This is a genomic window from Nocardia sp. NPDC056064 (assembly GCF_042266925.1).
Classification (GTDB): Bacteria; Actinomycetota; Actinomycetes; order Mycobacteriales; family Mycobacteriaceae; genus Nocardia.
Genome location: NZ_JBHJWO010000001.1, coordinates 3,251,701 through 3,278,442, shown reverse-complemented (window position 1 = coordinate 3,278,442; position 26,742 = coordinate 3,251,701). Strand labels below are relative to the sequence as shown.

Below are 26,742 nucleotides of genomic sequence, written 5' to 3'. Positions count from 1 at the left end.
TCGGTCAGTGGGTGTGGCTGAGGGTGGCGACGGCGAACATGGCGGTGACGCCGAGGACGGTGAGGAGGAGGGTGAGGCGGGAGGGGTGGTCGGCGTGGGCTTCGGGGAGGATGTCGGCGGTGGCCAGGTAGAGGAGGAAGCCGGCGAAGTAGCCGAGGTAGAGGCCGATGAACTGGTCGGGGACGGGGATGAGTGTGCCGAGGACGGCGCCCACGACGGGGGCGATGGCGTCGAGGGCCAGGAGGGTGAGGGCGCGGCGGCGGGCGCTGCCGTAGAGGGTGGGGATGGTGAAGGTGTTGAAGCCGTCGGCGAAGTCGTGGCAGATGACGGCGATGGCCACCGACAGGCCGACGGTGGCGCCGGCCTGGTAGCCGATGCCGATGCCGAAACCGTCGAGGGTGCTGTGGAAGATCAGGCCCGCGGCGGCCAGCAGGCCGACCGACTCGAATCCGTGGTGGTGGGAACCGAATTCGTCCTCGTGGCCGCGGTGGATGGCGACCGCGCGTTCGATGATGTGCAGGCTGAGGAAGCCGACCACCGCCGCGATGAGTACCACCGGCACACCGCCCAGCTCACCGGTGGACTGTTCGAGCGCCTCGGGGATCAGGTCGAAGGCGACCAGGCCGAGCATCACCCCGGCGGCCAGGCCGAGGACCAGGTGTTTGCGGTCGCCGATGCGCATGGCGACGAACCCGCCGAACAGGGTCGACAGCATCGAGACCAGACCCAGCAGGATGGCCATGCGCTACTCGTCCGGGGTGTCGGCGGGCGGCGGGGTGGCGGCCTTGCGTTTCTTCTTCCCGACCGGCGGCGCGTCGGCCACCTCGTAGCGCCGCACATAGGCCCCCGCGAAACCCTGCAGGGTGGCGGTGACCGGGATGGCCAGCAGCGCACCGGTCGGGCCGAGTAAGGCGGCACCGGCGATCACCGCGCCGAAGGCCACCGCCGGATGCATGTCCATGGTGGTCGCGGTGATCCGCGGTTGCAGCACATAGTTCTCGAACTGCTGGTAGGCGATGATGAACAGCAGAATCCACAGCGCGGTGATCGGATCGTGCACCAGGGCGACCAGCACCGGCAGCGCACCGGCCAGATAGGTGCCGACGGTCGGGATGAACTGCGAGACCACACCCACCCACAGCGCCAGCGCGAACGCCGAGGGCACGTCGAAGATCCGCAGCGCGATGTAGTGGGCGACGGCCGAGCACAGGGCCAGCAGGGCGCGCGAGTAGATGTAGCCGCCGGTCTTCTCCACCGCGATGTCCCAGGCGCGCAGCACGTGTTTCTGCTGTCTGGGCGGCAGCAGCGAGCACACCCAGGTGCGGAAGCGGGGGCCGTCGGCGGCGAAATAGAAGGTGAACAGCAGCACGCCCAGCAGCTGGAACAGCGCACCGATCGCGACCGTGCCGATGCCCCAGACGTTTCCGGCGATACCGACCAGGTACTTCTCGATCGTGGAACTCCACTCCGAGGCGTAGTCGGTCAGGTCGTCGCCGGAGATGTCCTGGTGGAAGGTGGAATTGACCCAGTCGACGATGTCCTGCACGTAGTCGGGCGCGTTCTGCACCAGCATGGTCACCTGATTGACCAGCAGCGCGCCCAGCGTCCACACGAACGCCACGATCAGCACCAGCAGCAGCACGAAGACCGCGCCGGTGCCCGCCCCGCGCCGGACCCCGCGCGCGGCAAGCCAATTCACCGCGGGCTCGATCGCGAAGGCCAGGAACAGCGAGACCATCAGCACGGTCAGCAGACCCTGCACCTTGCCGAGCACCCAGAACGCCGCGATCAGCCCGGCGATGGCCAGCACGGTGTACAGCAGGGCCCGCGGCAACCAGCGCGGCGGACGGCGCAGCTCCCAGCTCGGCGGAAGCGCGCTCACTTCGGCGGGGCCGGGTTTCGGTTCGTCGTCGGCAGCCACGACGTCACGGTACCGAGACCGGCCGAGAGAGCGCTCTGTGGCGCGCTAGACCGCCGCGCTCAGATCGTTCCCGCGTCGATCACGAAGCGGTATTGGACGTCGCTGGCGATGACTCGGTCGTAGGCGGAGTCGATCTCGTCGGCGGAGATCAGTTCGATGTCGGCGCCGATGCCGTGGGAGGCGCAGAAGTTCAGCATCTCCTGGGTCTGGGCGATGCCGCCGATCATCGAACCGGCCAGGGAGCGGCGGTAGGCGGCGAGGTTGCGGCCGTGCACCGTCATCGGGTTCTCGGGCAGGCCGAGGATGACCAGGCTGCCGTCGAGGGCGAGCAGGCGCAGGTAGTTGTCGATGGGCAGGTCGGCGGAGACGGTGTTGATGATCAGGTCGAAGCTGTTGCGCAGCTGACGGAAGGTCTCCTTGTCGCTGGTCGCGTAGTAGTGGGTGGCACCCATGCGCAGGCCGTCGTCGCGCTTGCGCAGCGACTGGCTGAGCACGGTGACCTCGGCGCCCAGCGCGGCCGCGATCTTCACACCCACGTGCCCGAGCCCGCCCATGCCGATGATCGCGACCTTCTTGCCCGGTCCCGCGTTCCAGTGCTTGAGCGGGGAGTACAGGGTGATGCCCGCGCACAGCAGCGGCGCGGCGACATCGAGGTCGATGCCCTCGGGGATCGCGACGACGAAGTTCTCGGTGACCACGATCTGGGTGGCGTAGCCGCCGAGGGTGTAGCCGCCGGGCTGGGTCTCCTCGGGGACGGGCGAGTTGTAGGTCCAGCTCGCGCCGCGGGCGCAGTACTGCTCCTCACCGGCCAGGCAGGGCTCGCACTTGCCGCACGAGTTCACCAGGCAGCCGACACCGACCCGGTCACCGACCTGGTACTTGCGCACCGACGAGCCGACCGCGGCGACGATGCCCGCGATCTCGTGGCCGGGGACGCACGGGTACTTGGTGCCGCCCCACTCGTCGCGGGCGGTGTGGATGTCGGAGTGGCAGATGCCCACGAATTCGATGTCGATCAGCACGTCGTCGGGGCCGAGGTCACGGCGTTCGATGGTGACCTTCTCGAAGGACCCGTCGGCGGACGGCAGGGCGTAGGCAGCGGCTTTGCTCATGTCCCTATGCCTACCGGCGCATGTGTCGTTTGCCAAGCCACCGCGTCCGGATCGAGACCGGCGCGCGGGGAATCGCGGGTAACAATGGAGGAGTCGGCTCGCGAGAGAGGACACGCACGTGCGAAGTGGACGGGTGCTGGCGATGCTGGTCGTCGCCGTGTTCGGGGTCGCCGCGTTTCTCGGATTCCGCGGTGAGCTGACGCTTCCCGGTTCGGGCCCGGTCGGCGAGGTGGCCGCCATCGCCCAGGCCCCGCCGCCGGTTCCGCTGGACCCGGTGCTGGTGGCCGGGCAGGTGCAGCCCGCGCTGGTCAATATCGAGGTCGACGCGTCACCGCTGGGGATCGCCGCGGCGGGCTCGGGCATCGTGCTCACCGAGGACGGGCAGATCCTCACCAGCCACCATGTGATCAAGGGCGCCGAGCAGTTGAAGGTGACCGATATCGGCAACGGGCTGGTCTACGAGGCCACCGTGCTCGGCTACGACTCCACGGCCGATATCGCGCTGCTCTCGCTGGCCGGTGCCTCCGGGCTCACCGCCGCGCGGCTGGGCACCTCCGCCGACCTGCGCATCCGCCAGGACGTGCTGGCGATCGGCGACGCGGGCGGCGACGGCGGCGAACCCACCGCGGTCGCGGGCCCGATCACCGACCTGGACGCGGCGATCGTGGCGATGAACTCCGCGGACATGTCCCGCAAATCGCTGCGCGGGATGGTGGAGATCGCCGCGCCGGTGGTCGGCGGGCAGTCCGGTGGCGCGCTGGCCGACGGGACCGGCGCGGTCGTCGGGGTGATCACCGCGGCCTCCGGTGAGCGCTCGCCCGCCGAGCTGGAGAGCAGACCCGCCAACGGTTACGCGGTGCCGATCGACACCGCCCTGCGGATCGTCGACCAGATCCGCTCGGGCATCCCCACCGACACCGTCCACATCGGCCCCACCGCCACCCTCGGCGTCCAGATCGTCGACGCCCACCCCACCGCCGGAGCCCGCGTGACCTGGGCGTTCTACGGTCAACCCGCCCGCCAGGCAGGCATCACCGACGGTGACGTGATCACCGCCGTCGACGGCACCACCGTCACCACCGCCAAGGCCCTCAGCGCCGCCATCAACATCCGCAAACCCGCCGACCTGGTCCGCCTCGAGATCACCACCCCCGACGGCACCACCCGCACGGTAGAAGTCGTCCTCGCCACCGGCACCCCCAACTGATCGACCGGCTACCGGATTCCTTCGATCTCCAGATACCAAGCCGTCCGTTCACCGCCGAGATCCTTGACCACGTGCGATTTGGGGCTGACGAGTGAATCCGGCTCGGCGTGACCCTGGGCCACGCTGTAGCGCGGGAATTCGTCCTTGTAGGCGTACACAACCTTTCCTTCGTTGAGGAATACCTGGACCAGGGAATCGGAGCTTGTGTTCAGCCCGGTCAAACGCACACCCTGCGTTCCCAGCTTCTTGTTGACGCTCTCGTCGGAGATGGGCGACCGGACGCTGAACATCTGATCCCATTCACCGATGGGGACACCGGCGGACGCGATGATGTCTCCCAGCTCAGCGGTTCCTTGTTCGTCGAGGAGACGCGCGAAAGCCGCCGCCAGGTCGGGGTTCTCCTCCTGAACCGCGATCTGTGCACCGGCAACGGGAGAACCGCAGCCTGATACCGAACCGAAGACCGCCACGAGTGCGGCAGCGAACAACAGGCGCATCATTCCTCTTTGGGTCGGGCGGGGCCTGATGGCAGGCAACGATTGCGTCGAGCTTGCCCGCCTATCGCACCCAGTAGTGGTAGGCATGGGAAATGGTGAAACATTGGGATGAGCCTGTTGTGGCCGCGTTGCGGGCCGATGGGCAGAATGTGGCCGATCTCGATACTTCGGCGACGCCTGGGTTCACCGGTGACAAGCGGCTGGGGAAGGAACTGCTCGGTGAGCGGGGGCAGGTGCTTTCGGAGTTGCAGGAGAAGTTGTTCGCGCATGGGCGGACCGGGGGGCATCGCAGTGTATTGCTGGTGTTGCAGGGGATGGATACCGCGGGCAAGGGCGGGATCGTTCGGCATGTGATCGGGTCGGTGGATCCGCAGGGGGTGGATCATGCCTCCTTCGGTGTGCCGACCTCGGAGGAGTTGCAGCACGATTTCCTGTGGCGTATCCGCAAGCGGCTGCCCGCGCACGGGCAGCTCGGGGTGTTCGACCGTTCGCACTACGAGGACGTGCTGGTGGTGCGGGTGCACGAGCTGGTGCCGCAGTCGGAATGGGAACCGCGCTACGAGCTGATCAACGCCTTCGAGAAGGAGGTCGCCGCGATGGGGACCGTCATCGTGAAGGTGGCCATGTTCGTCTCGCTCGACGAACAGAAGCGCAGGCTGCGGCAGCGGCTGGAACGTCCCGACAAGTACTGGAAGTTCAATCCCTCCGATATCTCCGAACGCGCCTACTGGCCGGAATACCAGAAGGCGTATCAGGACCTGCTGGCACGCACGAACACCGATTACGCGCCCTGGTACGTGCTGCCGGCCGACCACAAGTGGTATGCGCGACTGGCCGTCACCGAGCTGCTGATCGACGCGCTGACCGGCCTCGATCTGGACTGGCCGCCCGCCGATTTCGACGTCGCCGAGCAGCTGCGCAGGCTCGACGAATCCTGATCCGGACTTTTCGGAAAATCTCAGGTTCGGCCCGCATGATGTCCCCGACGGGGGTGACACCGAACGAAAGGCGTGTGACGACGTGAGCACCGGCAAGAACCCGCTGGCAGCGGCCGAGGCAGCCGACAAGCGGCGCAAGGTGGCGATCCAGATCGGTGTCGCCGCGGTCCTGGTCGCGTTGATCGCGGCCATCGGCATCGGGATCGCGGTCAACCGCTCCGACTCCGGCTCCGACACTGCGTCCAGTTCGATGGCCCAGCTCCCGGCCACCGGTGGTTCGGTCACCGATACCGGCACGGTGCGCATCGGCAATCCGGACGCCCCGGTGAAGGTGCGCGTCGTGGCCGACCTGCAGTGCCCGGCATGCAAGAAGTTCGAGGCCGCCAACGGCGAGGCGCTGGCCCAGGCCGCCGCCGACGGCACCGCGGTCGTCGAGTACCAGATCATCTCCTTCCTCGACAAAGCCTCCACCAACCAGTACTCCTCGCGCGCGGCCAATGCCTCGTTCTGCGTGGCGAAGTCGGACCCGAGCAAGTACCAGACCTGGTTGCAGACCATGTTCGCGAAGCAGCCCGCCGAGGGCGGCGCCGGTCTGACCGACGACCAGCTGATCCAGATCGCCACCGAGGTGGGCTACACCGATCCGGCCGTGGCCGACTGCATCAAGGGCAAGCCGTACACCGACTACATCAAGCAGGTCACCCAGGCCACGCTGTCCAGCGGTGTGGAATCCACGCCCTCGGTCTTCATCAACGGCCAGATCAACCAGACCGACGCGATCTTCACCGAGAACGGCCTGGCCGCCGTGATCGCTGACGCCGCGAAATGATCACCGCCCCCGCCCGTGCCGCCTGGCTGCTGCTGATCGCCGGGCTGGCGGGCTGGCTGGCGTCGTTCGCGCTCACCGTCGAGCGGTTCAAGCTGTTCGTCGACCCCGACTACGTCACCTCGTGCAGCATCAACTCGGTGCTCTCGTGCGGCTCGGTGATGAAGACCGACCAGGCCGCGGTGTTCGGTTTCCCGAACCCGCTGATCGGCGTGGTCGGTTTCTCGGTGGTGGTCACTCTCGGCGTGCTGTCCGTGGTCGGGGTCGGTTTCCCGCGCTGGATCTGGGGCGGGCTGTGGCTGGGCACCGTGCTCGGCGTGGCCGGGATCTGCTGGCTGATCTTCCAGAGCCTGTACCGGATCAACGCGCTGTGCCCGTACTGCATGGTGGTCTGGGCGGCGACCCCGATCCTGTTCGCGGTCACCACCCAGGAAGCCTGGTCGCGCTCGCGCGGACCGATGCGCATCCTCGCCGAATGGCGCTGGACCCTGGTCGTGGTGTTCTACGCCGTGGTCCTGCTGCTGGTGTTCCTGAAGTTCCAGGACTACTGGCTGAGCCTGGTCTAGCCCGGCTTCGTGGCCTCGACGTACTGCATGAAGCGGTGGACGTGCTGGTCGATCTCGGTGAGGCCGGATTCGGCGAACAGGCGGGGGAAGGTCTGCCGGTCGAACAGGCGCAGGCCGCCGACGCTCGCGGCCAGAGTGGTGGCGGTGCCGAAGAGGTTGTCCTCGCGGAAGCTGGTGGTGATGGCGATGCGGCCGCCGGGGGCCAGCACGCGGATCATCTCGCGGGTGGCGGCGATCGGGTCGGGGATGAGATAGAGGGCGCCGAAGCAGCAGACGGCGTCGAAGGTGCCGTCGGCGAAGGGCAGGGTGCGCGCGTCACCGCGGACATAGCCGACGCGCGGGCCCGCGTTGTCGGCGGCGGCCTTGGCCAGCATCGGCTCGGAGTAGTCCAGGCCGGTGACATAGCCGTCGCCGGTGAGGTGCTCGCTGAGGTGGCGGGTGAAATTGCCCGGGCCGCAGGCGAGGTCGAGCACCTTGTGCGCGGTGCCGTCGATGCGCAGCGCGCTCACGGCGTCGCGCCGGTCGCTGCCGGTGGTGCGGCCGCTGGCGAGGTAGAACAGCGCGGGTCGCCACGCGTGTTCGTAGACCGCCGCCAGCGCCGGGGCGTTCATGGTCCTGCGGGCGAGATTCACTGCCGGGTGACCTCGATCGTCATGCCCGCCTCGCGCAGCCGCGCGGTGAGCGCCTCGCCCATGGCCGAGGCCGGGGTGAGCACGCCGGCGCGTTCGGGCAGCTGGTCGAAGGCCAGGCACAGGCCGCTCTGGCCGAGCAGCACGGCGGTGGCCTGGTAGCCGGGGTCGCCGGTGCCGGAGAAAGTGGCCTGGTACTTGGCGCCGGAGCTGGTGCGGGCGAAGGTCTTCATGGTGAACCAGCCGCTGCGGCGGGCCTGCTCGCTGGGACCGGTGCCGGGCTTGGGCAGGATCCGGTCGAGCAGCTTGCGGCCCAGCGACACCCGCGACAGCACCGCGCCCGAGGCCATCCCGGCCACGATGCCACCCGCGATCCCGGCCGCGACCAGCGGCGCGGCGGGGGAGTTGCCCGCGTTCATCACCTCGCGGTAGCGGAACTGCTTGCCGTAGGCCCAGCCCAGCAGGCCGTTGGTGCGGCGCACGACCTTGGTGTTGTGCGAGGCCATGATGAAGGTGGTGACCCAGCCGTCCAGGCTCGGGTCGATGTTCTCGGCGCGCGCCAGGGCCTGGTCGGACTGGCGGCCCACGTCGGGTTCCATGCTGCGGTCCGGGCTCAGCGAGTACGGGTGGGCCAGGATCTTGCCGCGGCTCGAGTCGGCGGCGACGTCTTCCATCATGGCGCGGCCGGAATCGATGGTGCCGCCGCTCATGCCGCCCTTGAGGTAGGCGACCAGGGTGGTGTCCTCGAGTTCGCCGGTGTCGTCCGCGACGGTGGCGCGGTAGATCTCGTAGACGCTCAGATCCGACGGAATCGAGTCGTAACCACAGGAATTCACGATCTTGGCGCCGGATTCGACGGCCGTCTGCTCGAACTGCTCGATGGCGTCGTGGATGAACAGCGGCTCGCCGGTGAGGTCGGCGTAGTGGGTGCCCGCGGCGGCGCACGCGCCCAGCAGCGGCAGGCCGTAGCGCAGGTACGGGCCGACCGTGGTGACCACCACGGTGGTGCGTTCGGCCATCGCGGCCAGCGAGGCCGGGTCGCTGGAATCGGCGACCACCAGGTCCCAGTGCGCGGCGGCCGGTCCCAGATCGGCGCGGGTGGCGGCCAGCTTGCCCGCCGAGCGCCCGGCCAGCGCGATCTTCGCCCCGGCCGGTGCGGCGGTGAGCAGGTATTCGGCGGTGAGTTTGCCGACGAATCCGGTCGCGCCGAACAGGATCAGGTCGAACTCACGGGACTGCGGCATGGAGCTGCCTTTCATCGGGTGGTGGCCTTGCGGGGCTTCTTGGCCGGTTTCTGCGGGCGGGTGGCGAGCCACTCGTGATGGGCCCGGCCCAGCTCGGTGACCGGCGGTTCGTCGTAGAGCCATTCCCTGGCGATCGAATGCCAGTTGGCGGTGCAGTCGAGCTGGCCGAGCATGCCGAAGGTGAGGAAGTCGGCGCGGCGGGAGAACAGGTGCTCGGGCGGCAGGTTCTGCTGCTTCATGCCGGTGAACTCGCTGGCGCGCGGGTCGACGGCGAGCAGGAACGCGCCGCTGGCCAGCTCGGGGGTGATGGTGAGGGTCTCGTCGACCAGACACCATTCGGAGGCGGCGAGCACGTACTCGAGACACTCCTCGGCGCCGATCTCCTCGGGCGAGTCGATCACACCGCGGTCGATCATGAGCTGGCGCAGGTCCTCGGCGCGTTCCTCGGCGGCCGCGCGCAGACACAGCTTCTCGAAGTGGACCAGCTTGGGGTCCATCCGGTTGAACAGGCCGAAGTCCAGGAAGGCGACCCGGCCGTCGGCGGCCAGCAGCACATTGCCCGGATGTGGGTCACCGCAGAACTCGTTGAAGGTGAACAGCGAGCCCACGTAGAACCGGTAGACGATCTCGCCGACGCGGTCGCGCTCGGCGGCGGGCATCTTCGCGATGTCCTCGAAGCCGGTGCCCTCGATGAACTCGCTGACCAGCACGCGCGTGGTGGACAGCTCCGGCACCGCGTCGGGCACCACGACGAACGGGTGACCGCGGTAGAGCGTGGCGATCTCGGACTGGGTCGCGGCCTCGGCCCGGTAGTCGAGCTCGGCCTCCATGTTGAGTTTCAGCTCGTCGAGCACGGCCGGGGTGATCCACGGCATCGCCGAGGCCAGCACCCGGCGGAACATGGTCAGGTTCTTCAGGTCGGCGCGCACCGCGATGTCGACGCCGGGGTACTGCACCTTCACCGCGACACTGCGCCCGTCGTGCAGGCGCGCCTTGTAGACCTGCCCGATCGAGGCGGCCGCGATCGGCTCCGGATCGAACTCGGCGAACAACTCGGCCAGCGGGCGGCCGAAGTCCTGCTCGATCACCTCGCGCATGGACTCGAACGACACCGTCGGCGCGGCATTGCGCAGCACCGCCAGCCGCTGCTGAAAGCGCTCGCGATGGTCCTCGGGCACCAGATCCAGGTCAAGGACCGACATCATCTGGCCCAGCTTCATCGCCACGCCCTTCATGGTGCCCAGCACCATGACCACCTGTTCGGTGGTGCGGATCATCGACTCCTCGGCCATCCGGGCGCGAACCGCCTCCGACCTGCCCCGCATCGAGAGCCGGGTCTTCTTGGAACGGATGACCGAACTCGCCGCCACCGCCCCCAGCTTCGTCCCGCGGGCCAGCCGGGATGTCGGCACGTTCTTCGCCATCGAGGTACCTCCGTTGGTGCCGACGCGCATGACGGCACACGGCCGCCTGCGGTGACGCAAGCCACAGCGCCCCGCTCGGTTCAGCGTAACCAACCGCGCGGCGATGTCGAGCCCCCCTCCCGGGAAGGCCGGAAACCGCCGGTCAGGACGTCGCGGGCGGGATCTCGGGGAGTTCGTGCGTCTGTGCGGTGAAGACCTCGGGCGAGCCGCCCGCCTTGGCCACGCCCTCGATGGCGCTCCACGCCATCATCGTCAGGTAGTCGATGACGTCCTGGCGCGGCATGGCCTTCTCGGTGGTGGTCCACCAGTGTGTGGCCAGCTGGATGCCGCCGACGAGCACGTAGGACCACAGCATCGCGCCGTCGGTGCGCACACCCTTGGCACCGGCCCGGTCGATGAGCACGGCGGTGACGACCTCGGCGAAGAGGCGCTCGAATTCGGCGAGCGAGGATTTGTCGCCCGCGGTGTTGCTCATGATGAACCGGTAGACCTCGGGGTCGTCGTCGACGGTGCCGACGTACTCGGTCATCGCGGCGCGCACCAGCTGGTACTCGTCGGCGTCGAGGTTGATCGCGCCGTAGACGCGCGGCAGCAGCGTGGTCTCGATGAAGCGCTGCATGGTGGCGTGCACCAGGTCGTTCTTGTCCGCGAAGTAGCGGTACAGGACGGTCTTGGACACGCCGATCTCGGTGGCGATCTCGTCCATGCCCGCCTGGCTGCCGCGGGTGCGGATGGCGTTGAGCGTGCCGTCGACGAGCTCTTCGCGGCGGTCGATCTTGTGCTGACGCCACCGCCGTTTGCGGCCGTCGACGCCGCCGCCGCGCACGGCGGCCCGGCCGGTGGGCTCGCCGATCTCGACAAGGTCTTCGGTGGACAGAACAGCCCCCTTGTGATCGATGTGGCCTCTCTCGGGATACAGCTTATGCCCGCTCGTGTGGGGCGTCGCTCGTTTGGGCCACGTTGGGGCATTTACCACACTCCGGTCGGTACCCGCGCGTTATTCGAACCGCGCGGTTCGCTCGGTTCGTGGGCCGCGCCACGCGGGTGGGCGGCGGCGCGGCGGGCGCGCGCACAGCAGAATGGTGGCTATGGAGAAAGCTCCCGGCACCACGGCGGTGCTCGCGCCGCGCACCGAGCCCGCGCCGCCACCCGCGGGTTTCGCGCTCATGACCGACGAAGCGGGCAAACGACGTGACCTCTTCAAGATGAAAGCGCTGGCCACCGGCTTCCTGGTGGTGGCCAGCGTGGTGTACCTGCTGTGTCGCTGGATCGAATCGCGCGGCGGCGGTGGCGAGTGGGTGGGCTACGTGCGCGCCGCCTCGGAGGCGGGCATGGTCGGCGCGCTGGCCGACTGGTTCGCGGTGACCGCGCTGTTCAAGCACCCGCTGGGCCTGCCGATCCCGCACACCGCGATCATCCGCAAGAAGAAGGACCAGCTCGGCGAGAGTCTGGGTTCGTTCGTCGGCACGAACTTCCTGGCACCCGACGTGGTGTCGGCGCGGCTGGACTCGGCCCAGATCTCGCTGCGGGTGGGCCGGTGGATGGCCGATCCGGGGCACGCCGCGCGGGTGGCGCAGGAGAGCGCGACCATCCTGACCGCGGTGGTTGGCGTGCTGCGCGACGAGGACGTCGAGCAGATCATCGACAACACCATCGTCAAGCGGATCGCCGAGCCGCTGTGGGGCCCGCCGATCGGGCGGGTGCTGTCCGAACTCATCGCCGACAACCGGCAGCTGCCGCTGATCGACCTGCTGGCCGAGCGCGCGCACCAGTGGGCACTGGGTTCGCAGGAGACGATCGACCGGATCGTGCTGCGCGACGCGCCGCAGTGGGCGCCGAAGTTCGTCAACACGCTGCTGGCCGAGCGGATCTACCGGGAACTGGTCGAGTTCACCTGGAAGGTGCGCTCGGACCCGGAGCACGAACTGCGCCGCGCGGCCACCCGCTTCCTGCAGGAATTCGCCGACGATCTGCAGCACGACGAGGCCATGATCGCCAAGGCGGAGAAGGTCAAGGCCGAGATCATGGGCCGCGAGCAGATCACCGGCATGGCCGAGGCCACCTGGCGCGCGGCCAAGCGGCTGATCCTGGAATCGGCCGAGGACCCCGATTCCACGCTGCGCCGCAAGGTGGCCGAAAATGTGCAGCAGCTCGGTGAGCGCTTGCGCGACGACCCGGCGATGCGCGGCAAGGTGGACGGCTGGATCGACCGCGGCGCGCGCTATCTGGTCGGTAACTACTCCGCCGAGATCACCACGCTGGTGACCGACACGGTCGCGCGCTGGGACGCCGACGAGGCGAGCCGGAAGATCGAACTGCAGGTCGGCCGGGATCTGCAGTTCATCAGGATCAACGGCACGGTCGTCGGCTCGCTCGCGGGCCTGGCCATCTACACGATCTCGCAGCTGATGTTCGGCTGAGAGAACGGTTAACGGAACCTGTGCTAACACAAGTGCTTGCAATAGCTAGCACCCTGTCCTAGTATTGAAGACACAACGCCAGAAGGTGAGTGATGGCAGACCAGCCCGAGGGCCGCGTAGCGCACGCGGCGCAAGATATCGGAGGTTTCATCAGGTCCCAGCGCGAAGCCGCGCAGGTGTCCCTGCGTCAGCTCGCCGCCCTGGCAGGGGTGAGCAATCCGTACCTGAGCCAGATCGAACGCGGATTGCGCAATCCCTCCGCCGAAGTACTCGCGCAGATCGCCAAGGCACTGCGGGTCTCTTCGGAGGTGTTGTACGTGCGGGCCGGATATCTCGAGCAGCGCCCGCACAGCCCGGTCAGGGACGCCCTGCTGGCGGACACTTCGGTGACCGAACGGCAGAAACAGGTGTTGCTGGAAATCTATGAGTCGTTTCGCCGGGAAAACGGGGATGAAACCGGCTCAGGGGGGAACGAACGGGACAGCGACGTTTCGTTCACGACAACTGACACTCCGCCACGCCAGGAGAACGAAGACTGATGACCGAGAAGACCGCTACCGTGACCAAGCCCCTGTTCGCCACCGTCGGTGCCGGTGACGCGATCTACACCGCCGTGAACGACGTCGTCGCCGACGTCCGCGAGCGGGTCGCCACCACCGATGTGCAGGCTCGCGTCGACGAGGCCCGTGAGCGCTTCGCCAACGTGCCCGCCGACGTGCAGGCCCAGTTCGAGACCATCCGTGAGCGCCTGTCGGGCCTGCCCTCGGAGCTGCCGGAGGACCTCGCCGAGCTGCGCGAGAAGTTCACCCCGGAGGAGCTGCGCAAGCTCGCCGAGCAGTACTACCGCCAGGCGCTCGACATCTACGCCGACCTCGCCGTGCGCGGTGAGGAGACCGTCGACCGGCTGCGCGCCAACCAGGCCGTCGACGAGCAGATCGGCCGCGTCGAGACCCTCTACAAGGACGCCTCCGCGCGTGCCGAGGACGCGCTGGCCAAGGTCAACGACCTGCTGGGCCGTGGCAAGGCCGAGGCCGAGAACGCCGTGGCCAAGGCCGAGACCGCTGTCGCGAAGGCCGCGGCCGTCGTCGACGCCGAGGTCGTCGACGTGACCACCGAGGCCGTCGCCGCCCCGGTCACCAAGGCGCCCGCCGCCAAGAAGGCGCCGGCCAAGAAGGCCCCCGCCAAGAAGGCCGCGCCCAAGAAGATCTAGTCGTCCACGGCCCTTCGTGGCCTCGGACGCGCTGTTTCAGCGGCCCCGCACACCCCTGGTGTGCGGGGCCGCTGTTCGTATGATGGGGGTGTGAACATGGTGCATGGATTGACGTCGGTGATCCTGCTGGTCCTCTGGCTGGCCGCATTCGGCGCGACGATTTTCGCCCTGATCCATGCCGTGCGGCAGCGCGCGGAGGCGTTCACGGCGGTGGACAAGCTGACCAAGCCGATCTGGCTGGCGATCCTGGCGGGCGCGCTGATCTTCCTGCTGCTCGGGGTGGGCGGCTTCATGCTCACCTCGTTCATCGCGATCATCGCCACCGGCATCTATCTGGCCGATGTGCGGCCGAAGGTGGACGAGGTCCAGCGCGGCCCGCGCTGGTAGGAACTCGCGCGCGCGACTCTCGCGTTTCAGTGGTACGCGGTGTTACTGTATCTAGCAGTAACACGAAGGAGTGTGCCGATGCGTGCAACGTTGCCGACGGCTCTGGTGAATCTGGTCGATACGGCGTCCGCCACGATCAAGACCACCTTGGCGGCCCACCGGGCTGATCTGCGGACCCGGACCCACGGGGTCGCCGCCTTCGACCCACCCCGGGCCACCCCCGAGGTGACGACGGTGGTCACCGCCGACGGCGCCCGGTTGCGGGTACACGCCTACGGCCCCGTCGACGCGCCGGTCATCGTGTTCGCCCACGGCTGGACCTGCTCGATCGAGTACTGGAACGCCCAGATCAACGCCTTCGCCGGCGAGTACCGCGTCATCGCCTACGACCAGCGCGGCCACGGCGAATCCACCAACGGCTACGCCAAGCCGAGCCCGGCCCTGCTGGCCGACGACCTCGAGGACGTGCTCGAGGCGACCCTGCTGCCCGGTCAGCGCGCGGTGCTCGTCGGCCACAGCATGGGCGGGATGACCCTGATCTCGTGGGCCGGACGCTACCCCGAGAAGGTCACCGAGCGCGCCGCCGCGGTGCTGCTCACCAATACCGGCGCGCACTCGCTGGTCGAGGTCTCCACCATGGTCCCCGGGCTGAACAAGCCGCTGCGCCTGCTGCGTGGCCGCGCCATGCCGACGCCGACGTGGCTGGGCAGGCTCATCCTCGGCACGCCGGTGGTGTTCCCGCCGATCAAGCCGGTGCGCTGGATCTTCGCCCGGCAGGTGATGACCCTCGACACCCCGCGTCCGACGCTGGACTACGCGCTGTCGGTGGTGCGCGGCTGTCCGATGATGGCGCGCTCGCGCTGGGGGCTGGTGCTGGCCGCACTGCACCTGGGCGACGACGCCCGCAACCTCGCGGTGCCCACCACCGTGCTGGCCGGCGACCGCGACGACCTCACCCCGCCGCTGCACGCCCAGCGCCTGGCCGAACTGCTGGCCGCCGCGGGCAACCTGGCCGGGCACAAGGTGCTGCCCACCGGGCATCTGGGCAATGTCGAGCGCTACGACCTGTTCAACGCCGAGCTGGCCACCGTCCTGGCCTCGGTCCGTGAGCCCGTGCGCGCCCTGGCCTGACCGCCTGCGAGACTGTGGGCATGAGTTCTGCCCCCCTGACCTCGGATGATCGCCGGTTCGTGCTGACCCTGGGCTGCCCGGACCGGCCGGGCATCATCGCCCGCATCTCCTCGTTCATCGCCGAGTTCGGCGGCTCGATCGTGGAGGCCGGTTACCACTCCGACGGGGACACCGGCTGGTTCTTCACCCGCCAGGCGGTCAAGGCCGCGACCGTGCCCTTCGGCATCGACGAACTGCGCGCCCGCTTCGCCGAGGTGGCCGCCGAGTTCGGCCCCGAGACCGACTGGCAGCTGCACGACTCCGGCGCCCCGCGCCGGGTGGTGCTGCTGGTGAGCAAGGACGGGCACTGCCTGCACGACCTGCTCGGCCGCGCCGCCGCCGGTGAGCTGCCCGCGACCATCGAGGCCGTCATCGGCAACCACCCCGACCTGGCCGGGATGACCGAGGCGCACGGCGTGAAGTTCCACTACGTGCCGTTCCCGAAGGACCCGGCCGAGCGCGGCCCCGCCTTCGAACAGGTCCGCGAACTCGTCGACGGCCACGATCCGCACGCGGTGGTGCTGGCCCGCTTCATGCAGGTGCTGCCCGCCGCGCTGTGCGAACACTGGGCCGGGCGGGCGATCAATATCCACCACAGCTTCCTGCCCTCGTTCGTCGGCGCGCGGCCCTATCACCAGGCCTACGCGCGCGGCGTGAAGCTCATCGGCGCGACCTGCCACTACGTCACCGCCGAACTGGACGCTGGCCCGATCCTGGAGCAGGACGTGATCCGCGTCGACCACGCCGACGACGTGCGCGACATGGTGCGTCAGGGCCGCGACATCGAGCGGGTGGTGCTGGCCCGCGGCCTGCGCTGGCACCTCGAGGGCCGCGTGCTCGTGCACGGCAGGCGCACGGTGGTCTTCGAGTGAGGGCTCAGAGCGCGTAGAACGGCGCCGGGTAGCGGAACTCGCCGCTGAGGGCCGGGTCGTAGGCGGTCAGCGGGCGCACCTGGAAGTACTCGGCCCACTCGGCTTCGTCGGGGACGATGCCGAGCCGGGCGCCGGGCACGAAACCGAACCGCGAGTAGTAGACCGGGTCGCCGACCAGGCCGACGACCGGTTCGTCCATCGCGTCGGCCGCCCCCAGCGCGGCATGCATCAGTGCCGAGCCGATCCCGGTCTTGTGCCGGTCGGGGTCGACGCCGAGCGGGCCCAGCGCCAGCACCGGGAACGGCCCGATTCCGGCGCGGGTGAGCAGGATGTGCCCGACGACGGTGTCGTTCTCCAGGGCGACCAGCGAGAGCGTGGGCATCCACGACTCGTCGGCCCGTAGCGCCTCGACCAGGGCCACCTCGGGTGGCTCGGTGACGGCCGGGTCCTCGGCGTAGTGCGCGGCGAACGCGCCCCGATGGATCTCGGCTATGGCCGGAGCATCGATGGGTATCTCACGACGGATGAGCACTGTCGCCTCCGGGTCTGATAGCGGCGGGCGCACGGCCCGACCGGTAGGTGTAAGTCTTCCCGACCTGGGTACCGGCGCGCAATGAAGTTTCGGTATTCGCCGATGTGCCAGACTCGTTTTCATGACCGTCTCGACGCCACCGACCCGGGCCGATGTGGCCGCGATGATCGACCACACGCTGCTCGCACCGCAGGCCACACCCGCGCAGGTGAGCGCGCTGATCGAGGACGCGCGGGCGCTGGGGGTGTACGCGATCTGCGTGTCGCCCTCGATGCTGCCGGTGCGGGCGCCGGGGCTGGTCGTGGCGACGGTGGCCGGTTTCCCGTCCGGCAAACACCACTCGCTGGTCAAGGGGGCTGAAGCCCGGCTGGCGGTGGATCAGGGCGCGGCCGAAGTCGACATGGTGATCGATGTGGGTGCCGCGGTGGCCGGTGATTTCAACGCCGTGCTGGCCGATGTGATCACCGTGCGCGAGGCGATCGGCGACCGGGCGGTGCTCAAGGTGATCATCGAGTCCGCGGCGCTGAGCGACGAGGCGATCGTGGGCGCGTGCCGGGCCGCTGAGCGGGGCGGTGCCGATTTCGTGAAGACCTCCACCGGGTTCCATCCGGCGGGCGGGGCCAGTGTGCACGCGGTGCGGCTGATGGCCGAGACCGTCGGCGGCAAACTGGGCGTCAAGGCCAGCGGCGGCATCCGCACCGCCGAGGACGCGGCCGCGCTGATCGCGGCGGGCGCCACCCGGCTCGGACTGTCGCAGTCGGCGGCGGTGCTGGCGGGCTTCCCGGACTGAGCCCGGGTCAGCAGGTGAACTGGGCCTGATCGGTGCCATTGCTGGTCGATTCCAGGGTGGTGCGGCCGCCTTCGAGGTGCACGATGATGCCGTCGTCGGTGACCTGGAGGTCCTTGGCCCGCAAACCCAGCGGGTAGCTCTGCAGGCTCTGGGTGAACGTCTCGACGATGCCCTGCACCAGATCGGTGGGCAGGCCGATGCCGAGCAGCTGCGCGGACTTGGTCTCGACCGTGACATTGCCGTCGCGCACCGAGGGCACCACCTGGAGCTGGGCCAGGCCGCCGAGCACGTCGAGGGTGATGGTCTTGTCGCGCGCCGAGGACGACACGCCGCTGACCATGCCACCGAGGGTCTGGCGGATGCCGTCGTTGTCCCAGGTGACCTCGGCCTGTGAGCTGCCGATGGTGCCGCCGCCGTTGTTCTTGTCCAGCTCGATGTCTTCGAACTCGGCGTGCACGACCATGCCGACGGCGGGACCGAACTTGTTGTCCTCGCTGTCGATGGTCACCGAGCCGACCTTGCCGTCGAGATAGGTCAGCAGCATCGGTTTCGGGCCGAAGCCCACGTCGATGCTCGACCCCATCTGCTGCTCGAACGAGCTGCTGATGCAGCGCGAGACCTGGTGGCGGGCATAGGCTTCGGTGCCCGCGATGGCCGCCACGAGCAGCACGGCGACCACGGCGACCGCGATCACCAGCGTGCGCCGACCGATCTTGGGACGTTGGGGCGTCTGTGTGCTCATGCCATCGGATTCTTCCTCGAGATTCTGTGCCCGCTCTGAGGACGCAGTGAAAGCCCTCACAGCAAAGTGTGACCTGGCGCACTCCACGCGGCGTAGCCTGGATCCATGACTGGCGAGGGTCGGCGCCGGCTGACGGGGACGGCGGAACATCGGTGGCGGGTGCTACGGCGCCTGGCGGGGCGCCACGCGGGCTTCTTCACCACCCGTCAGGTATTGCGGACCGGATGTGAACTCCAGGTCAGGGCGGCACTGGGCGACGGGTCGGTGACCAGGGCCGGGGTCGGCATGATGCGGCTGACGCCGTGGCGGGCCGGTCCGCTCGACGAGTACGCGATGTGGGCCGCCTGGTTCGACGGGGCCGCGGCGGTGTCGTATCAGAGCGCGGCCGAGTTGCACGGGCTCGGGCGGTTGCAGCCGCGGTTCCTGCATCTGTCGGTGTCGGCGGGGCGGCCGCCGGTGACGCCACGGCTGGTGCTCACCCGGCGCAGGCTGGCCGATCCGGACATCGAGTCGGCGGGGGCCTTCCTGGTGACCACGCCGGTGCGCACGGTGCTGGATCTGGCCGAGACCGAGATCTCCCAGCGCGCCCTGGACGAGGTGGTCGCCGACGCGGTCGCCATCCACCGCTGCGACACCGACGAGATCCGCTGGGGCGGGCAGCTTCTGGCGCCCCGGGCGGCGGCGCGGGTGCGGCGGGCCCTAGCCGGGGTCTGACCAGCCGTTCGGCGCGACCGTCGGCCACGGCACCGACAGCACGCAGTCACGCATCCGGCGCCGGTAGGCGCGCACGGGGAAACCGTTGGCGCGCAACATCCGCGCGGCCTCGCGCCAGCGCACGCGCGGGCCGTAGGGGGCCAGCGCGGCAGTTCGGTCCCAGCACTGGTCGGCGGCGGTGAGCAGGGTGTGCACCCGTTCGCCCGGAATATTGCGGTGGATCAGGACTTTCGGGAGGCGCTCGGCGATATCGGAGGGGCGTTCGACGGTGAACGGGTCCCAGGCCAGGGTGAGCGAGAGCGGGCGGTGCCGGTCCAGCAGCACCCAGGCGCTGCGGCGGCCGAGCTCGTCGCAGGTGCCGTCGACGAGCAGGCCGCCGGGGGCGAGATTGCCCTGGATGCGCGACCACGCGTCGGGGACCGCGTCCTCGGGGTACTGGCGCAGCACATTGAACGCACGCACCAGCACCGGGTGCAGCCCGGCCAGTTCGAAGCCGCCACGGGCGAAACGCACGCCGTCGCGGCCCGGCACGACGCGGGCCGGGTCGATCTCGAGCCCGACCACGCGCAGATCGGGGCGGACGGTGCGCAGCCGCGCGGCCAGTTCGAAGGTCGTCCAGGGGGCGGCGCCGTAGCCGAGGTCGACCACCAGCGGGTCGGGGGCGTCACGCAGACGGGTGGTGACGAGCTCGTCGTTGACCAGCCAGCGGTCGCAGCGGCGCAGCCGGTTGACCCCGGTGGTCCCGCGGGTGATCGTGCCGACCGGGGGCAGGATCTTCCGGCGGGAGCGGGGGTCTGTCACGGGGCGGCGGTGTCTACGGGTTGTTCGCCGTCTCGGGGGCCTGCGCGGCCAGCCAGCGCGAGGTCTCCTCCTGCTCGGCGCGGAACAGGTCGACCAGGTTCACCAGCATGAGCTGCTCGAGGCGCGGGCCGACCATGGGGATGAACACCTTGGCGGTGGGGGAGAAGCGCATGGTGGCGCCGGTCTCGGTGGGGAACAGGCGGATGGTGCCGTTGAGGCTGCCCGGGCCCGCCGGGATCGACGCGGAGAACCTGCCCTCGGTCTCCTCGTGCTCGAACGGACCCCAGCTCTCCTTGCGGGTGATGACCATGTCCTTGCGCATCACCGTCTGGGCGATCTCGGGCAGCATCTCCCGCGGCAGGGTGTGCGCGAGCACGACATCGATGCCGTCCTCGCTCACCTCGTGGCTGACCACCTCGTTGTGCGGTGCGTACTTACGCATCTCGGCGACGCGCGCTTCCCAGTAATCCCTGCTCCGCAGTGCCGCGTACAGCTCTTCGGTGGTGTGCAGCGGGTAGCGGGCGGAGTAGTCCAGTCGACGTGCCATGGGCAGACACGTTACCGCTCAGTGCGTGGCGAGCCACTGTTCGGTGAAAGCGGCCTCGTTGTTCAGCAGCTCCAGCAGGTGCTCGGAGATGGCGGCCTCGATCTTGCCGCCGAAGAGCGGGATCTTCACCTCGATGGTGCCGGTGACGGTGGCGGTGGAACCGGTGCCGTCGGCGGCCAGGGTGGCGGTGGCGACGACCTTGGCGGGCGCGCCGTCGACGTGGGCCTCCACGGTGCCGGAGGTGCCCTGGTAGGTCTCCACGCGCGGGATGACCAGGTCGCCGGGGCGGACCGCGGTGATCGCGGGCGGCAGCTGCTCGGCGGGGATCGCCTGCACCATCTGCACGCGGACCCGGTCGCCGTCGGCGCTGAAGGAATCGATGCGGGCACCGGGGCCGCCGACCTCTTCGATCCGGGCCTTCCAGTACTGCTCGTCGGAGAACGCCGCGCGCACCGCTTCGACCGGATGGGTGTAGCGAGCGGTGTACGCCAGAGGTGTAGCCATGCGCGACACGCTACCGTCCTAGACGTGCGAACAACACGGGTGGTGTCCTCCGATCAGCTGCGTGACCTCCTGTCCGGGACCGGGGCGGTGGTGCGCGAATCGGTGCGATTGTCCGAATTGACGACGTTGCGCGTCGGCGGGCCCGCGCTGCTGGCCGAATGCGCCGGCACCGAGGCGCTGATCGCGACCGTGCGCGCCCTGGACGCGGCCCGCATCCCGGTGCTGCTGCTCGCGGGTGGCTCGAACCTGCTCATCGACGACGCGGGCTTCGACGGTGTTGTCGTGCGGGTGGCGAACACCGGCGTCGAGCTGGGTGCCGACAGTGTGACGGCCGAGGCGGGCGCGAACTGGGACGAGGTCGTCGCGGCGACTGTCGAGGCCGGGCTGGGCGGGCTGGAGTGCCTGTCCGGTATCCCCGGCTCGGCCGGGGCGACGCCGGTGCAGAACGTGGGCGCCTACGGCGTCGAGGTCGCCTCGCTGCTGCGGCGGGTGCGCTTGCTCGACCGCAAGACCGGTGAGGTGCGCTGGGTCGAGCCCGCCGAACTCGGTTTCGGCTACCGGACCAGCGTGCTCAAGCACAGCGACGACGCGGTCGTGCTCGCGGTCGAGTTCGCGCTGGACCCCAGCGGTGCGAGCGCGCCGCTGCGCTACGGCGAGCTGGCCAAGGTCCTCGGTGCGGACGAGGGGGAGACCCGCCCAGCCGCGCAGGTGCGCGCCGAGGTGCTGCGGCTGCGCGCGGGCAAGGGCATGGTCCTGGACCCGGCCGACAACGACACCTGGAGCGCGGGCTCGTTCTTCACCAACCCGGTCGTCGCCGAGGACCGGTTGCCGCAGGTCCTGGCCGCCATCGCCGCCCATGTCGGCGAGGACGTGCGGGTGCCCACCTACCCCGCGCCCGACGGGACCAAGCTCTCGGCGGGCTGGCTGATCGAGCGCGCCGGGTTCGCCAAGGGCTTCCCCGGCGCCGACGCGGCGGCGCGGTTGTCGACCAAGCACACCCTCGCCCTCACCAACCGGGGTTCGGCCACCGCCGCCGACATCGTCGCGCTGGCGCAGACCGTGCGCGCGGGCGTACAGGAACGCTTCGGGGTCACCTTGGAGCCGGAACCGGTCACGGTGGGTGTGACCCTCTAGACAGCTTCGCCGGGCGGTGGGCCCGAAATCGCGGCGTACATTCGATGCGTGAGCAAACTTTCGGTAACCGCCTCGTTGCGTGCGCGCGGGGCGGCGGGACGACGTGCGGCCGGGGCGAAGCGTGAACTGGGCCTTCGCGGTGTCGGCGCGGCGTTTGCGGTGATCTTGCTGGCGGTGCTCGTGGTGCTGACCGGCTGCTCCTCCGACGGGCCGGGACCGGCCGCTGGGCCCGCCGCCGCTGTCGCGCAGGTCACCCTCGAGCCCGGTGACGGCGCGACCGACATCGCCCCGGCGGCGCCGATCTCGGTGCGCGTCGAGAGCGGCCGGATCGACCAGGTCGCCCTCACCAATGCCGACGGCAAGCAGGTCACCGGCGAGTTCACCCCCGACCACACCGGCTACCGGATCACCGAGCCGCTCGGCTACGGCGCCGCCTACACCTGGACCGGTGCCGCCACCGGCGCCGACGGCAAACAGGTGCCGATCGAGGGCGGCTTCCGCACGCTCACCCCGAAGTCGACCATCCCGGCCACGATCAATATCGGTGACGGCCAGGAGGTCGGGATCGCGGCGCCGATCATCGTCAAGTTCACCGGACCGGTCACCGACAAGGCCGCCGCGGAGAAGGCGCTCACCGTCACCACGAGTACCGGCACCGAGGGGTCGTGGGCGTGGCTGCCCGACGACAACGGGTCGCGGGCGCACTGGCGGCCCAAGACCTACTGGACCCCCGGCACCACCGTGCACGTGGCCGCGAAGCTCTACGGCGTCGACCTGGGCGGCGGGGTCTACGGCGACTCCGATCTGACCTCCGATTTCACCATCGGCCGCAGCCAGGTGGTGATCGCCGACGCCCCCAGCCACCGGATGCAGGTGGTGCGTGACGGTGCCACGATCTTCGATTTCGCGGTGTCCTACGGCGAGGGCAACGAGGCGCGCAATGTCACCCGCTCGGGCACCCATGTGGTCACCGAGAAGTACGAGGACTTCCTCATGTCGAACCCGCCGTTCTACACCAATGTCCGCGAACGCTGGGCGGTGCGTATCTCCAACAACGGCGAGTTCATCCACGCCAATCCGGAATCGCTCGCCGCGCAGGGGTCGTCGAATGTCACCAACGGCTGCATCAACCTCTCGCCCGGCGATGCCCAGTCCTACTTCCCGACCGCGCTCTACGGCGATCCGGTCGAGGTGACCGGCACCTCCATCGACCTCTCGGCCGCCGACGGCGACATCTACGACTGGGCGATCGACTGGCCCACCTGGCAGTCCATGTCGGCACTGGCCGGGACCACGTCGTCCGGGGGAGTGGCCGCCCAGCCGCGCTGACGCGCTGCGTGTCGAGGCCGGATGCCCTCTCCGTCGGCATAGTCTCTGCTGGTCGGAGCCGGTTGACGGAGGGAGCAGGCCGTGTCGGATCTCGTCCTCGTCGCGGGCACGGTGATCACCATGGACCCCGATCGGCCGCGCGCCGAGGCCGTGGCGGTCTCGGGTACGCGCATTGTCGCCGTCGGGACCCTGTCCGAGTGCCAAGCGGCGCTCGGGCCCGACGCGCAGGTGATCGACACCGGTGCCGCCGCGCTGCTGCCCGGGTTCGTCGAGCCGCACGGGCATCCCTTCCTGGGCGGGGTGAGCACCCAGCCGCCGGTCGGGCTGATCGCGCCGTGGGTCGCGCCCACCTGGGACGACGTGCTGGCCGTGTTCCAGCAGGCGCTCGCCTCGACCGGTCCGGACGAGCCGCTGGTGTTCAGCGGCTTCGACGCGCTGCTGCACGAGCACGCGGCACCGCACGCGGCCGAACTCGACGAGATCTTCGGTGACCGGATCGCCGCCGTGCTCGACAACTCCGGGCACGGCATCTACTTCGGCACCGCGCTGATCCAGCGCTACGGCTGGGCCGACAACCCGCCGCCGGACCCCGAGGGCGGGCACTTCGGCCGCAATCCCGACGGCTCGCTCGACGGCCAGGGCTTCGAGGTGCCGGTGCTCGGGGCTGTCATGTATCCGCTGATCGACCACCTCGACGACCCGCTGCGCGCGGGCGCGCTGTTCCTCGCGGAGATGTCGCGCGCGGGCTACACCTCCACCTCCGACATGGCCTACAACCCCGACCAGAAACCCGCCTACGAGGCGCTCGCGGCCACGGTCTCGTGTCCGCTGCGGGTGAATCTGTGGGAGATGTCGACCACCGACACCTACGTCGACACCGACACCTTCGCCGCCGGTGACGAGATGCTGCGCAAGGCCGGGGTGAAACTCTGGACCGACGGCGCGGTGTGGGTGGGCAGCGCCGCCACCTCGTTCCCCTACCTCGACACCGAGGCCACCCGCCGCGCGAACATCGACCCGAAGACCGCGGGCGGCGCCGGTGCGCTCAACTACTCCCGCGCCGACCTGGACGCCATCCTGGACAAGGCCGCGCCCGCGGGCTGGCAGATGTCGTTCCACTCCAACGGTGACCTGGCCGTCGAACTGGCCCTCGACGCCTACGAGGCCGCCCTGCGTCGCTACGACCTGCTCGGCACCGACCACCGCTGGCGCATCGAACATGTCGGCGGGGCGACCCGCGCGCAACTCGACCGCGCCGCGAGCCTGGGCCTGTACCTGTCGATGTCGCCGTTCCAGACCTACTTCTGGGGCGACCTGCTCGACGGCCAGATCTTCGACCACGAACACGGCAGCCGCTGGCAGCCCACCGGCGACGCCCTGGCCACCGGCGCCTGCGTCTCCCTGCACAACGACGGACCCGTCTCCCCGCCCTCGCCGCTGACCAATATCCAGACCGTGGTCACCCGCCGCACCCGCGCCGGGAACGTGCGCGGCGCCGAGCAGGCCATCCCGCTCGACGCCGCCTTCCGCGCCCAGACCATCGACGCCGCCCGCACGCTGCGGCGCGAACATCTGGTCGGCTCGATCGAGGCAGGCAAACTGGCCGACTTCGTGGAACTCTCCGCCGACCCGTTCACCGTTGACCCGGCCCGGCTCGCCGCCACGGTCGCGGTGCGGGGCACCTGGCTCGGCGGGCAGCGCATCGACCTCGACGCCTTCCTCGCGGGCCTGCCCACCCCTACCGACCCGAGCCCGCAGCCCCCGCTCGGCCGCTGCTGCTGACCCACGGGCCGTCCTCGTTCAGGCGGCGGCCAGGCTGGGCCAGCGCGGGTGGTCGCGGTCGATCACGTAGGCGTGCGTGTGCTGGTAGTGGCGCGGTCCCACCTGGATCGCGTCGGCCAGGATGGCCGGGTCGACGGTGCCCAGCTCGTGGACGTGGGTGATCTCGGCGGGATCGTGTCGCGGCCACAGCCGCACCGCCGCCCCGGCACCCAGCCCCGCGATGACCGCCAGCGCGACCCAGGTGGTGGTGAACCCGGCGGTCGTGGCCAGCCAGCCGGTGATCGGGTAGGTGATCAGCCAGGCCACGTGCGAGAGCGAGAACTGGGCGGCGAACAGGGCGGGCCGGTCCTCGGCGCGGGCCGAGCGGCGCAGCACCCGGCCGGTGGGGGTGAGCACCAGGCCGTTGCCCGCGCCGATCACGGCCCACACCGTCAGCGCGGCGGCCCAGCGCCAGTCGCCCGCGCCCGCGGTCGACAGCGCGATCGCCGCGGCGAGCCCGGCGACGAGCACCGCGGCGCCGGTCAGCATCACCGGCCGTTCCCCGCGCCGGTCCAGGACGCGCGGTAGCGTCAGCGCCACCAGCATGGTGCCCAACCCGTTGGCGGCCAGCAGCAGCGCCACCGCCGACTGGGTGCCGCCGAGCACGTCACGCGCGTAGTTGACGGTATTGACCATCACCACCGAGCCCGCTGCCGCGACCACCAGGTTCAGCCCGAGCAGTCCGCGCAGCCGGGGTGTCGCCGCGAACAAGCGCAGCCCGGCCACCAGCCGCTCCCGGATCGCCCCGTCGCCGGTCACGGCATCCGGGACCCACGCGGCCAGCACCAGGCCCACCGAGACGGCGAACCCGATCCCGGTGCCCACGAACAGCCAGTGGAAGCTGATCAGGCTCAGCGCCAGTGCCGCGAGCACGGGGCTCAGCAGTGTCTCCATGGTCGCCGCGAGCTGGGCGGCCGAGAGGGCCTTCGTGTAGAGGCGTTCGTCGGGCAGGATGTCGGGCAGCACAGCCTGGTAGGTGGGGGTGTAGGCGGCCGAGGCGATCTGCAACAGGGTGATCAGTACGTAGATCTGCCAGATCTGGTCGACGAACGGCAGCGCCAGCACGATCGCCCCGCGAATGCCGTTGAGCGCCACCAGGAACTGCCTGCGCGGCAGCCGCCCGGCGTAGGCGCCCGCGATCGGCGCCACGGTGACGTAGGCGACCATCTTCAGCGTCAGCGCGGTACCGAGCACGATGGCCGCGTCGCCACCGGCCAGCTCGTAGGCGAGCAGCCCGAGCGCGACGGTGGTGAGACCGGTGCCGAACAGCGCCGCGACCTGCGCGGTGAACAGCAATCGGTAGTCGCGGTGGGCGAACAGTGCGGTGCTCATGACATCTCCCATGGTCGCATATCTGCGTATGAATGCAATAAGCAGATAAGCGTGTGGGATATTCCCGCCGCTT

The 26,742-nt window shown here is 69.7% G+C and carries 30 protein-coding genes; 16 read left to right on the top strand and 14 right to left on the bottom strand.

Annotated features, from left to right (window positions below; translation table 11 throughout):
* Positions 1-4 precede the first annotated feature (4 nt).
* Genes ACFC06_RS15025 through ACFC06_RS15015 form a run of 3 tightly spaced genes read right to left on the bottom strand, consistent with a single transcriptional unit; the run spans position 5 to position 3,033 of the window.
* On the bottom strand, positions 5-742 hold the full coding sequence (locus ACFC06_RS15025; protein WP_375930557.1) for a ZIP family metal transporter: 738 nt from the start codon (positions 740-742) through the stop codon (positions 5-7).
* Between the two features lie 3 nt (positions 743-745).
* On the bottom strand, positions 746-1,921 hold the full coding sequence (locus ACFC06_RS15020; protein WP_375930554.1) for an AI-2E family transporter: 1,176 nt from the start codon (positions 1,919-1,921) through the stop codon (positions 746-748).
* Between the two features lie 59 nt (positions 1,922-1,980).
* Positions 1,981-3,033: an NAD(P)-dependent alcohol dehydrogenase gene (locus ACFC06_RS15015; protein ID WP_375930551.1), complete on the bottom strand. Its 1,053-nt coding sequence runs from the start codon at positions 3,031-3,033 to the stop codon at positions 1,981-1,983.
* Positions 3,034-3,151: 118 nt separating this feature from the next.
* On the opposite strand from ACFC06_RS15015, the gene ACFC06_RS15010 reads away from it, so the two are divergent.
* Complete coding sequence (locus tag ACFC06_RS15010; protein WP_375930548.1) at positions 3,152-4,240, top strand: S1C family serine protease; 1,089 nt, start codon at positions 3,152-3,154, stop codon at positions 4,238-4,240.
* A gap of 8 nt (positions 4,241-4,248) precedes the next feature.
* On the opposite strand, the gene ACFC06_RS15005 is transcribed toward ACFC06_RS15010, so the two are convergent.
* The gene (locus tag ACFC06_RS15005; RefSeq protein ID WP_375930545.1) at positions 4,249-4,737 is read right to left on the bottom strand and encodes a hypothetical protein; all 489 of its coding nucleotides are present in this window, start codon (positions 4,735-4,737) and stop codon (positions 4,249-4,251) included.
* Between the two features lie 92 nt (positions 4,738-4,829).
* Here ACFC06_RS15005 and ACFC06_RS15000 point away from each other — a divergent pair, with 92 nt between their 5' ends.
* The 3 genes from ACFC06_RS15000 (at position 4,830) to ACFC06_RS14990 (ending at position 7,067) form a co-directional block, all read left to right on the top strand.
* Positions 4,830-5,675: a polyphosphate kinase 2 family protein gene (locus ACFC06_RS15000; RefSeq protein ID WP_375930542.1), complete on the top strand. Its 846-nt coding sequence runs from the start codon at positions 4,830-4,832 to the stop codon at positions 5,673-5,675.
* An 82-nt stretch (positions 5,676-5,757) separates the two neighbouring features.
* Positions 5,758-6,504, top strand: coding sequence for a DsbA family protein (locus tag ACFC06_RS14995; RefSeq protein WP_375930539.1), 747 nt, complete (start codon positions 5,758-5,760; stop codon positions 6,502-6,504).
* A complete protein-coding gene (locus tag ACFC06_RS14990; RefSeq protein ID WP_375930536.1) occupies positions 6,501-7,067 on the top strand; it encodes a vitamin K epoxide reductase family protein in 567 nt (188 codons plus the stop codon). The genes ACFC06_RS14995 and ACFC06_RS14990 overlap by 4 nt, the downstream gene beginning before the upstream one ends.
* Here ACFC06_RS14990 and ACFC06_RS14985 read toward each other — a convergent pair.
* Genes ACFC06_RS14985 through ACFC06_RS14975 form a run of 3 tightly spaced genes read right to left on the bottom strand, consistent with a single transcriptional unit; the run spans position 7,064 to position 10,217 of the window.
* The gene (locus ACFC06_RS14985) at positions 7,064-7,699 is read right to left on the bottom strand and encodes a class I SAM-dependent methyltransferase (RefSeq protein ID WP_375930533.1); all 636 of its coding nucleotides are present in this window, start codon (positions 7,697-7,699) and stop codon (positions 7,064-7,066) included. The genes ACFC06_RS14990 and ACFC06_RS14985 overlap by 4 nt on opposite strands.
* On the bottom strand, positions 7,696-8,940 hold the full coding sequence (locus tag ACFC06_RS14980) for a saccharopine dehydrogenase family protein (RefSeq protein WP_375930530.1): 1,245 nt from the start codon (positions 8,938-8,940) through the stop codon (positions 7,696-7,698). The genes ACFC06_RS14985 and ACFC06_RS14980 overlap by 4 nt, the downstream gene beginning before the upstream one ends.
* 11 nt (positions 8,941-8,951) lie before the next feature.
* Positions 8,952-10,217 carry an ABC1 kinase family protein gene (locus tag ACFC06_RS14975; RefSeq protein ID WP_375930527.1) on the bottom strand — a complete coding sequence of 422 codons (1,266 nt, stop codon included), beginning with the start codon at positions 10,215-10,217 and terminating at the stop codon, positions 8,952-8,954.
* On the opposite strand from ACFC06_RS14975, the gene ACFC06_RS14970 reads away from it, so the two are divergent.
* Positions 10,189-10,419 carry a hypothetical protein gene (locus tag ACFC06_RS14970; RefSeq protein WP_375930524.1) on the top strand — a complete coding sequence of 77 codons (231 nt, stop codon included), beginning with the start codon at positions 10,189-10,191 and terminating at the stop codon, positions 10,417-10,419. The genes ACFC06_RS14975 and ACFC06_RS14970 overlap by 29 nt on opposite strands.
* 87 nt (positions 10,420-10,506) lie before the next feature.
* Here the strand turns inward: ACFC06_RS14970 and ACFC06_RS14965 are convergent, their stop codons facing one another.
* Complete coding sequence (locus ACFC06_RS14965; protein ID WP_278261597.1) at positions 10,507-11,190, bottom strand: TetR/AcrR family transcriptional regulator; 684 nt, start codon at positions 11,188-11,190, stop codon at positions 10,507-10,509.
* A 262-nt stretch (positions 11,191-11,452) separates the two neighbouring features.
* Between ACFC06_RS14965 and ACFC06_RS14960 the strand changes: the two genes are divergently transcribed.
* From ACFC06_RS14960 to purU, 6 genes are all read left to right on the top strand, one after another.
* On the top strand, positions 11,453-12,784 hold the full coding sequence (locus ACFC06_RS14960; protein ID WP_375930521.1) for a DUF445 domain-containing protein: 1,332 nt from the start codon (positions 11,453-11,455) through the stop codon (positions 12,782-12,784).
* A gap of 92 nt (positions 12,785-12,876) precedes the next feature.
* Positions 12,877-13,323, top strand: coding sequence for a helix-turn-helix transcriptional regulator (locus tag ACFC06_RS14955; protein WP_336088229.1), 447 nt, complete (start codon positions 12,877-12,879; stop codon positions 13,321-13,323).
* Positions 13,323-13,994: a heparin-binding hemagglutinin gene (locus ACFC06_RS14950; RefSeq protein WP_375930517.1), complete on the top strand. Its 672-nt coding sequence runs from the start codon at positions 13,323-13,325 to the stop codon at positions 13,992-13,994. The genes ACFC06_RS14955 and ACFC06_RS14950 overlap by 1 nt, the downstream gene beginning before the upstream one ends.
* A gap of 96 nt (positions 13,995-14,090) precedes the next feature.
* Positions 14,091-14,381: a DUF2516 family protein gene (locus ACFC06_RS14945; protein WP_375935508.1), complete on the top strand. Its 291-nt coding sequence runs from the start codon at positions 14,091-14,093 to the stop codon at positions 14,379-14,381.
* Between the two features lie 78 nt (positions 14,382-14,459).
* Entirely contained in the window at positions 14,460-15,512 is a 1,053-nt protein-coding gene (locus tag ACFC06_RS14940) for an alpha/beta fold hydrolase (RefSeq protein ID WP_375930514.1), read from the top strand.
* Positions 15,513-15,532: 20 nt separating this feature from the next.
* On the top strand, positions 15,533-16,423 hold the full coding sequence (gene purU / locus ACFC06_RS14935) for a formyltetrahydrofolate deformylase (protein WP_375930511.1): 891 nt from the start codon (positions 15,533-15,535) through the stop codon (positions 16,421-16,423).
* A gap of 4 nt (positions 16,424-16,427) precedes the next feature.
* Here the strand turns inward: purU and ACFC06_RS14930 are convergent, their stop codons facing one another.
* A complete protein-coding gene (locus ACFC06_RS14930; RefSeq protein WP_375930508.1) occupies positions 16,428-16,955 on the bottom strand; it encodes a GNAT family N-acetyltransferase in 528 nt (175 codons plus the stop codon).
* 121 nt (positions 16,956-17,076) lie between these two features.
* On the opposite strand from ACFC06_RS14930, the gene deoC reads away from it, so the two are divergent.
* Positions 17,077-17,745, top strand: coding sequence for a deoxyribose-phosphate aldolase (gene deoC / locus ACFC06_RS14925; protein WP_375930505.1), 669 nt, complete (start codon positions 17,077-17,079; stop codon positions 17,743-17,745).
* Between the two features lie 7 nt (positions 17,746-17,752).
* Here the strand turns inward: deoC and ACFC06_RS14920 are convergent, their stop codons facing one another.
* Positions 17,753-18,487 carry a DUF2993 domain-containing protein gene (locus ACFC06_RS14920; protein WP_375930502.1) on the bottom strand — a complete coding sequence of 245 codons (735 nt, stop codon included), beginning with the start codon at positions 18,485-18,487 and terminating at the stop codon, positions 17,753-17,755.
* Positions 18,488-18,592: 105 nt separating this feature from the next.
* On the opposite strand from ACFC06_RS14920, the gene ACFC06_RS14915 reads away from it, so the two are divergent.
* Entirely contained in the window at positions 18,593-19,201 is a 609-nt protein-coding gene (locus ACFC06_RS14915) for a hypothetical protein (protein WP_375930499.1), read from the top strand.
* Here the strand turns inward: ACFC06_RS14915 and ACFC06_RS14910 are convergent.
* From ACFC06_RS14910 to ACFC06_RS14900, 3 genes are read right to left on the bottom strand one after another with little or no spacing between them, the layout of a single operon-like run.
* The gene (locus tag ACFC06_RS14910) at positions 19,187-20,002 is read right to left on the bottom strand and encodes a class I SAM-dependent methyltransferase (RefSeq protein ID WP_375930496.1); all 816 of its coding nucleotides are present in this window, start codon (positions 20,000-20,002) and stop codon (positions 19,187-19,189) included. The two genes, ACFC06_RS14915 and ACFC06_RS14910, sit on opposite strands and share 15 nt — an antisense overlap.
* Before the next feature lie 13 nt (positions 20,003-20,015).
* On the bottom strand, positions 20,016-20,549 hold the full coding sequence (locus ACFC06_RS14905) for a DUF2505 domain-containing protein (RefSeq protein ID WP_375930493.1): 534 nt from the start codon (positions 20,547-20,549) through the stop codon (positions 20,016-20,018).
* Positions 20,550-20,567: 18 nt separating this feature from the next.
* Positions 20,568-21,053 (bottom strand): DUF2505 domain-containing protein, encoded by a 486-nt coding sequence (locus ACFC06_RS14900; protein WP_375930490.1) that lies wholly within the window; start codon positions 21,051-21,053, stop codon positions 20,568-20,570.
* 90 nt (positions 21,054-21,143) lie between these two features.
* On the opposite strand from ACFC06_RS14900, the gene ACFC06_RS14895 reads away from it, so the two are divergent.
* From ACFC06_RS14895 to ACFC06_RS14885, 3 genes are all read left to right on the top strand, one after another.
* A complete protein-coding gene (locus ACFC06_RS14895; protein ID WP_375935505.1) occupies positions 21,144-22,187 on the top strand; it encodes a UDP-N-acetylmuramate dehydrogenase in 1,044 nt (347 codons plus the stop codon).
* A 126-nt stretch (positions 22,188-22,313) separates the two neighbouring features.
* Positions 22,314-23,516, top strand: a complete 1,203-nt coding sequence (locus ACFC06_RS14890) for an Ig-like domain-containing protein (RefSeq protein WP_375935502.1) — start codon at positions 22,314-22,316, stop codon at positions 23,514-23,516.
* 81 nt (positions 23,517-23,597) lie between these two features.
* A complete protein-coding gene (locus ACFC06_RS14885; protein WP_375930487.1) occupies positions 23,598-25,298 on the top strand; it encodes an amidohydrolase in 1,701 nt (566 codons plus the stop codon).
* 18 nt (positions 25,299-25,316) lie between these two features.
* On the opposite strand, the gene ACFC06_RS14880 is transcribed toward ACFC06_RS14885, so the two are convergent.
* A complete protein-coding gene (locus ACFC06_RS14880; RefSeq protein WP_375930484.1) occupies positions 25,317-26,669 on the bottom strand; it encodes an MFS transporter in 1,353 nt (450 codons plus the stop codon).
* Between the last annotated feature and the right edge of the window lie 73 nt (positions 26,670-26,742).

Coding starts and splice junctions, on each gene's coding strand:
- ACFC06_RS15025 (WP_375930557.1), bottom strand. CDS start 742: ATGGCCATCCTGCTGGGTCTGGTCTCGATGCTGTCGACCCTGTTCGGC.
- ACFC06_RS15015 (WP_375930551.1), bottom strand. CDS start 3,033: ATGAGCAAAGCCGCTGCCTACGCCCTGCCGTCCGCCGACGGGTCCTTC.
- ACFC06_RS15005 (WP_375930545.1), bottom strand. CDS start 4,737: ATGCGCCTGTTGTTCGCTGCCGCACTCGTGGCGGTCTTCGGTTCGGTA.
- ACFC06_RS15000 (WP_375930542.1), top strand. CDS start 4,830: ATGGTGAAACATTGGGATGAGCCTGTTGTGGCCGCGTTGCGGGCCGAT.
- ACFC06_RS14990 (WP_375930536.1), top strand. CDS start 6,501: ATGATCACCGCCCCCGCCCGTGCCGCCTGGCTGCTGCTGATCGCCGGG.
- ACFC06_RS14980 (WP_375930530.1), bottom strand. CDS start 8,940: ATGCCGCAGTCCCGTGAGTTCGACCTGATCCTGTTCGGCGCGACCGGA.
- ACFC06_RS14970 (WP_375930524.1), top strand. CDS start 10,189: ATGACCACCTGTTCGGTGGTGCGGATCATCGACTCCTCGGCCATCCGG.
- ACFC06_RS14975 (WP_375930527.1), bottom strand. CDS start 10,217: ATGATCCGCACCACCGAACAGGTGGTCATGGTGCTGGGCACCATGAAG.
- ACFC06_RS14960 (WP_375930521.1), top strand. CDS start 11,453: ATGGAGAAAGCTCCCGGCACCACGGCGGTGCTCGCGCCGCGCACCGAG.
- ACFC06_RS14955 (WP_336088229.1), top strand. CDS start 12,877: ATGGCAGACCAGCCCGAGGGCCGCGTAGCGCACGCGGCGCAAGATATC.
- ACFC06_RS14950 (WP_375930517.1), top strand. CDS start 13,323: ATGACCGAGAAGACCGCTACCGTGACCAAGCCCCTGTTCGCCACCGTC.
- ACFC06_RS14945 (WP_375935508.1), top strand. CDS start 14,091: ATGGTGCATGGATTGACGTCGGTGATCCTGCTGGTCCTCTGGCTGGCC.
- ACFC06_RS14940 (WP_375930514.1), top strand. CDS start 14,460: ATGCGTGCAACGTTGCCGACGGCTCTGGTGAATCTGGTCGATACGGCG.
- purU (WP_375930511.1), top strand. CDS start 15,533: ATGAGTTCTGCCCCCCTGACCTCGGATGATCGCCGGTTCGTGCTGACC.
- deoC (WP_375930505.1), top strand. CDS start 17,077: ATGACCGTCTCGACGCCACCGACCCGGGCCGATGTGGCCGCGATGATC.
- ACFC06_RS14920 (WP_375930502.1), bottom strand. CDS start 18,487: ATGAGCACACAGACGCCCCAACGTCCCAAGATCGGTCGGCGCACGCTG.
- ACFC06_RS14915 (WP_375930499.1), top strand. CDS start 18,593: ATGACTGGCGAGGGTCGGCGCCGGCTGACGGGGACGGCGGAACATCGG.
- ACFC06_RS14905 (WP_375930493.1), bottom strand. CDS start 20,549: ATGGCACGTCGACTGGACTACTCCGCCCGCTACCCGCTGCACACCACC.
- ACFC06_RS14900 (WP_375930490.1), bottom strand. CDS start 21,053: ATGGCTACACCTCTGGCGTACACCGCTCGCTACACCCATCCGGTCGAA.
- ACFC06_RS14880 (WP_375930484.1), bottom strand. CDS start 26,669: ATGAGCACCGCACTGTTCGCCCACCGCGACTACCGATTGCTGTTCACC.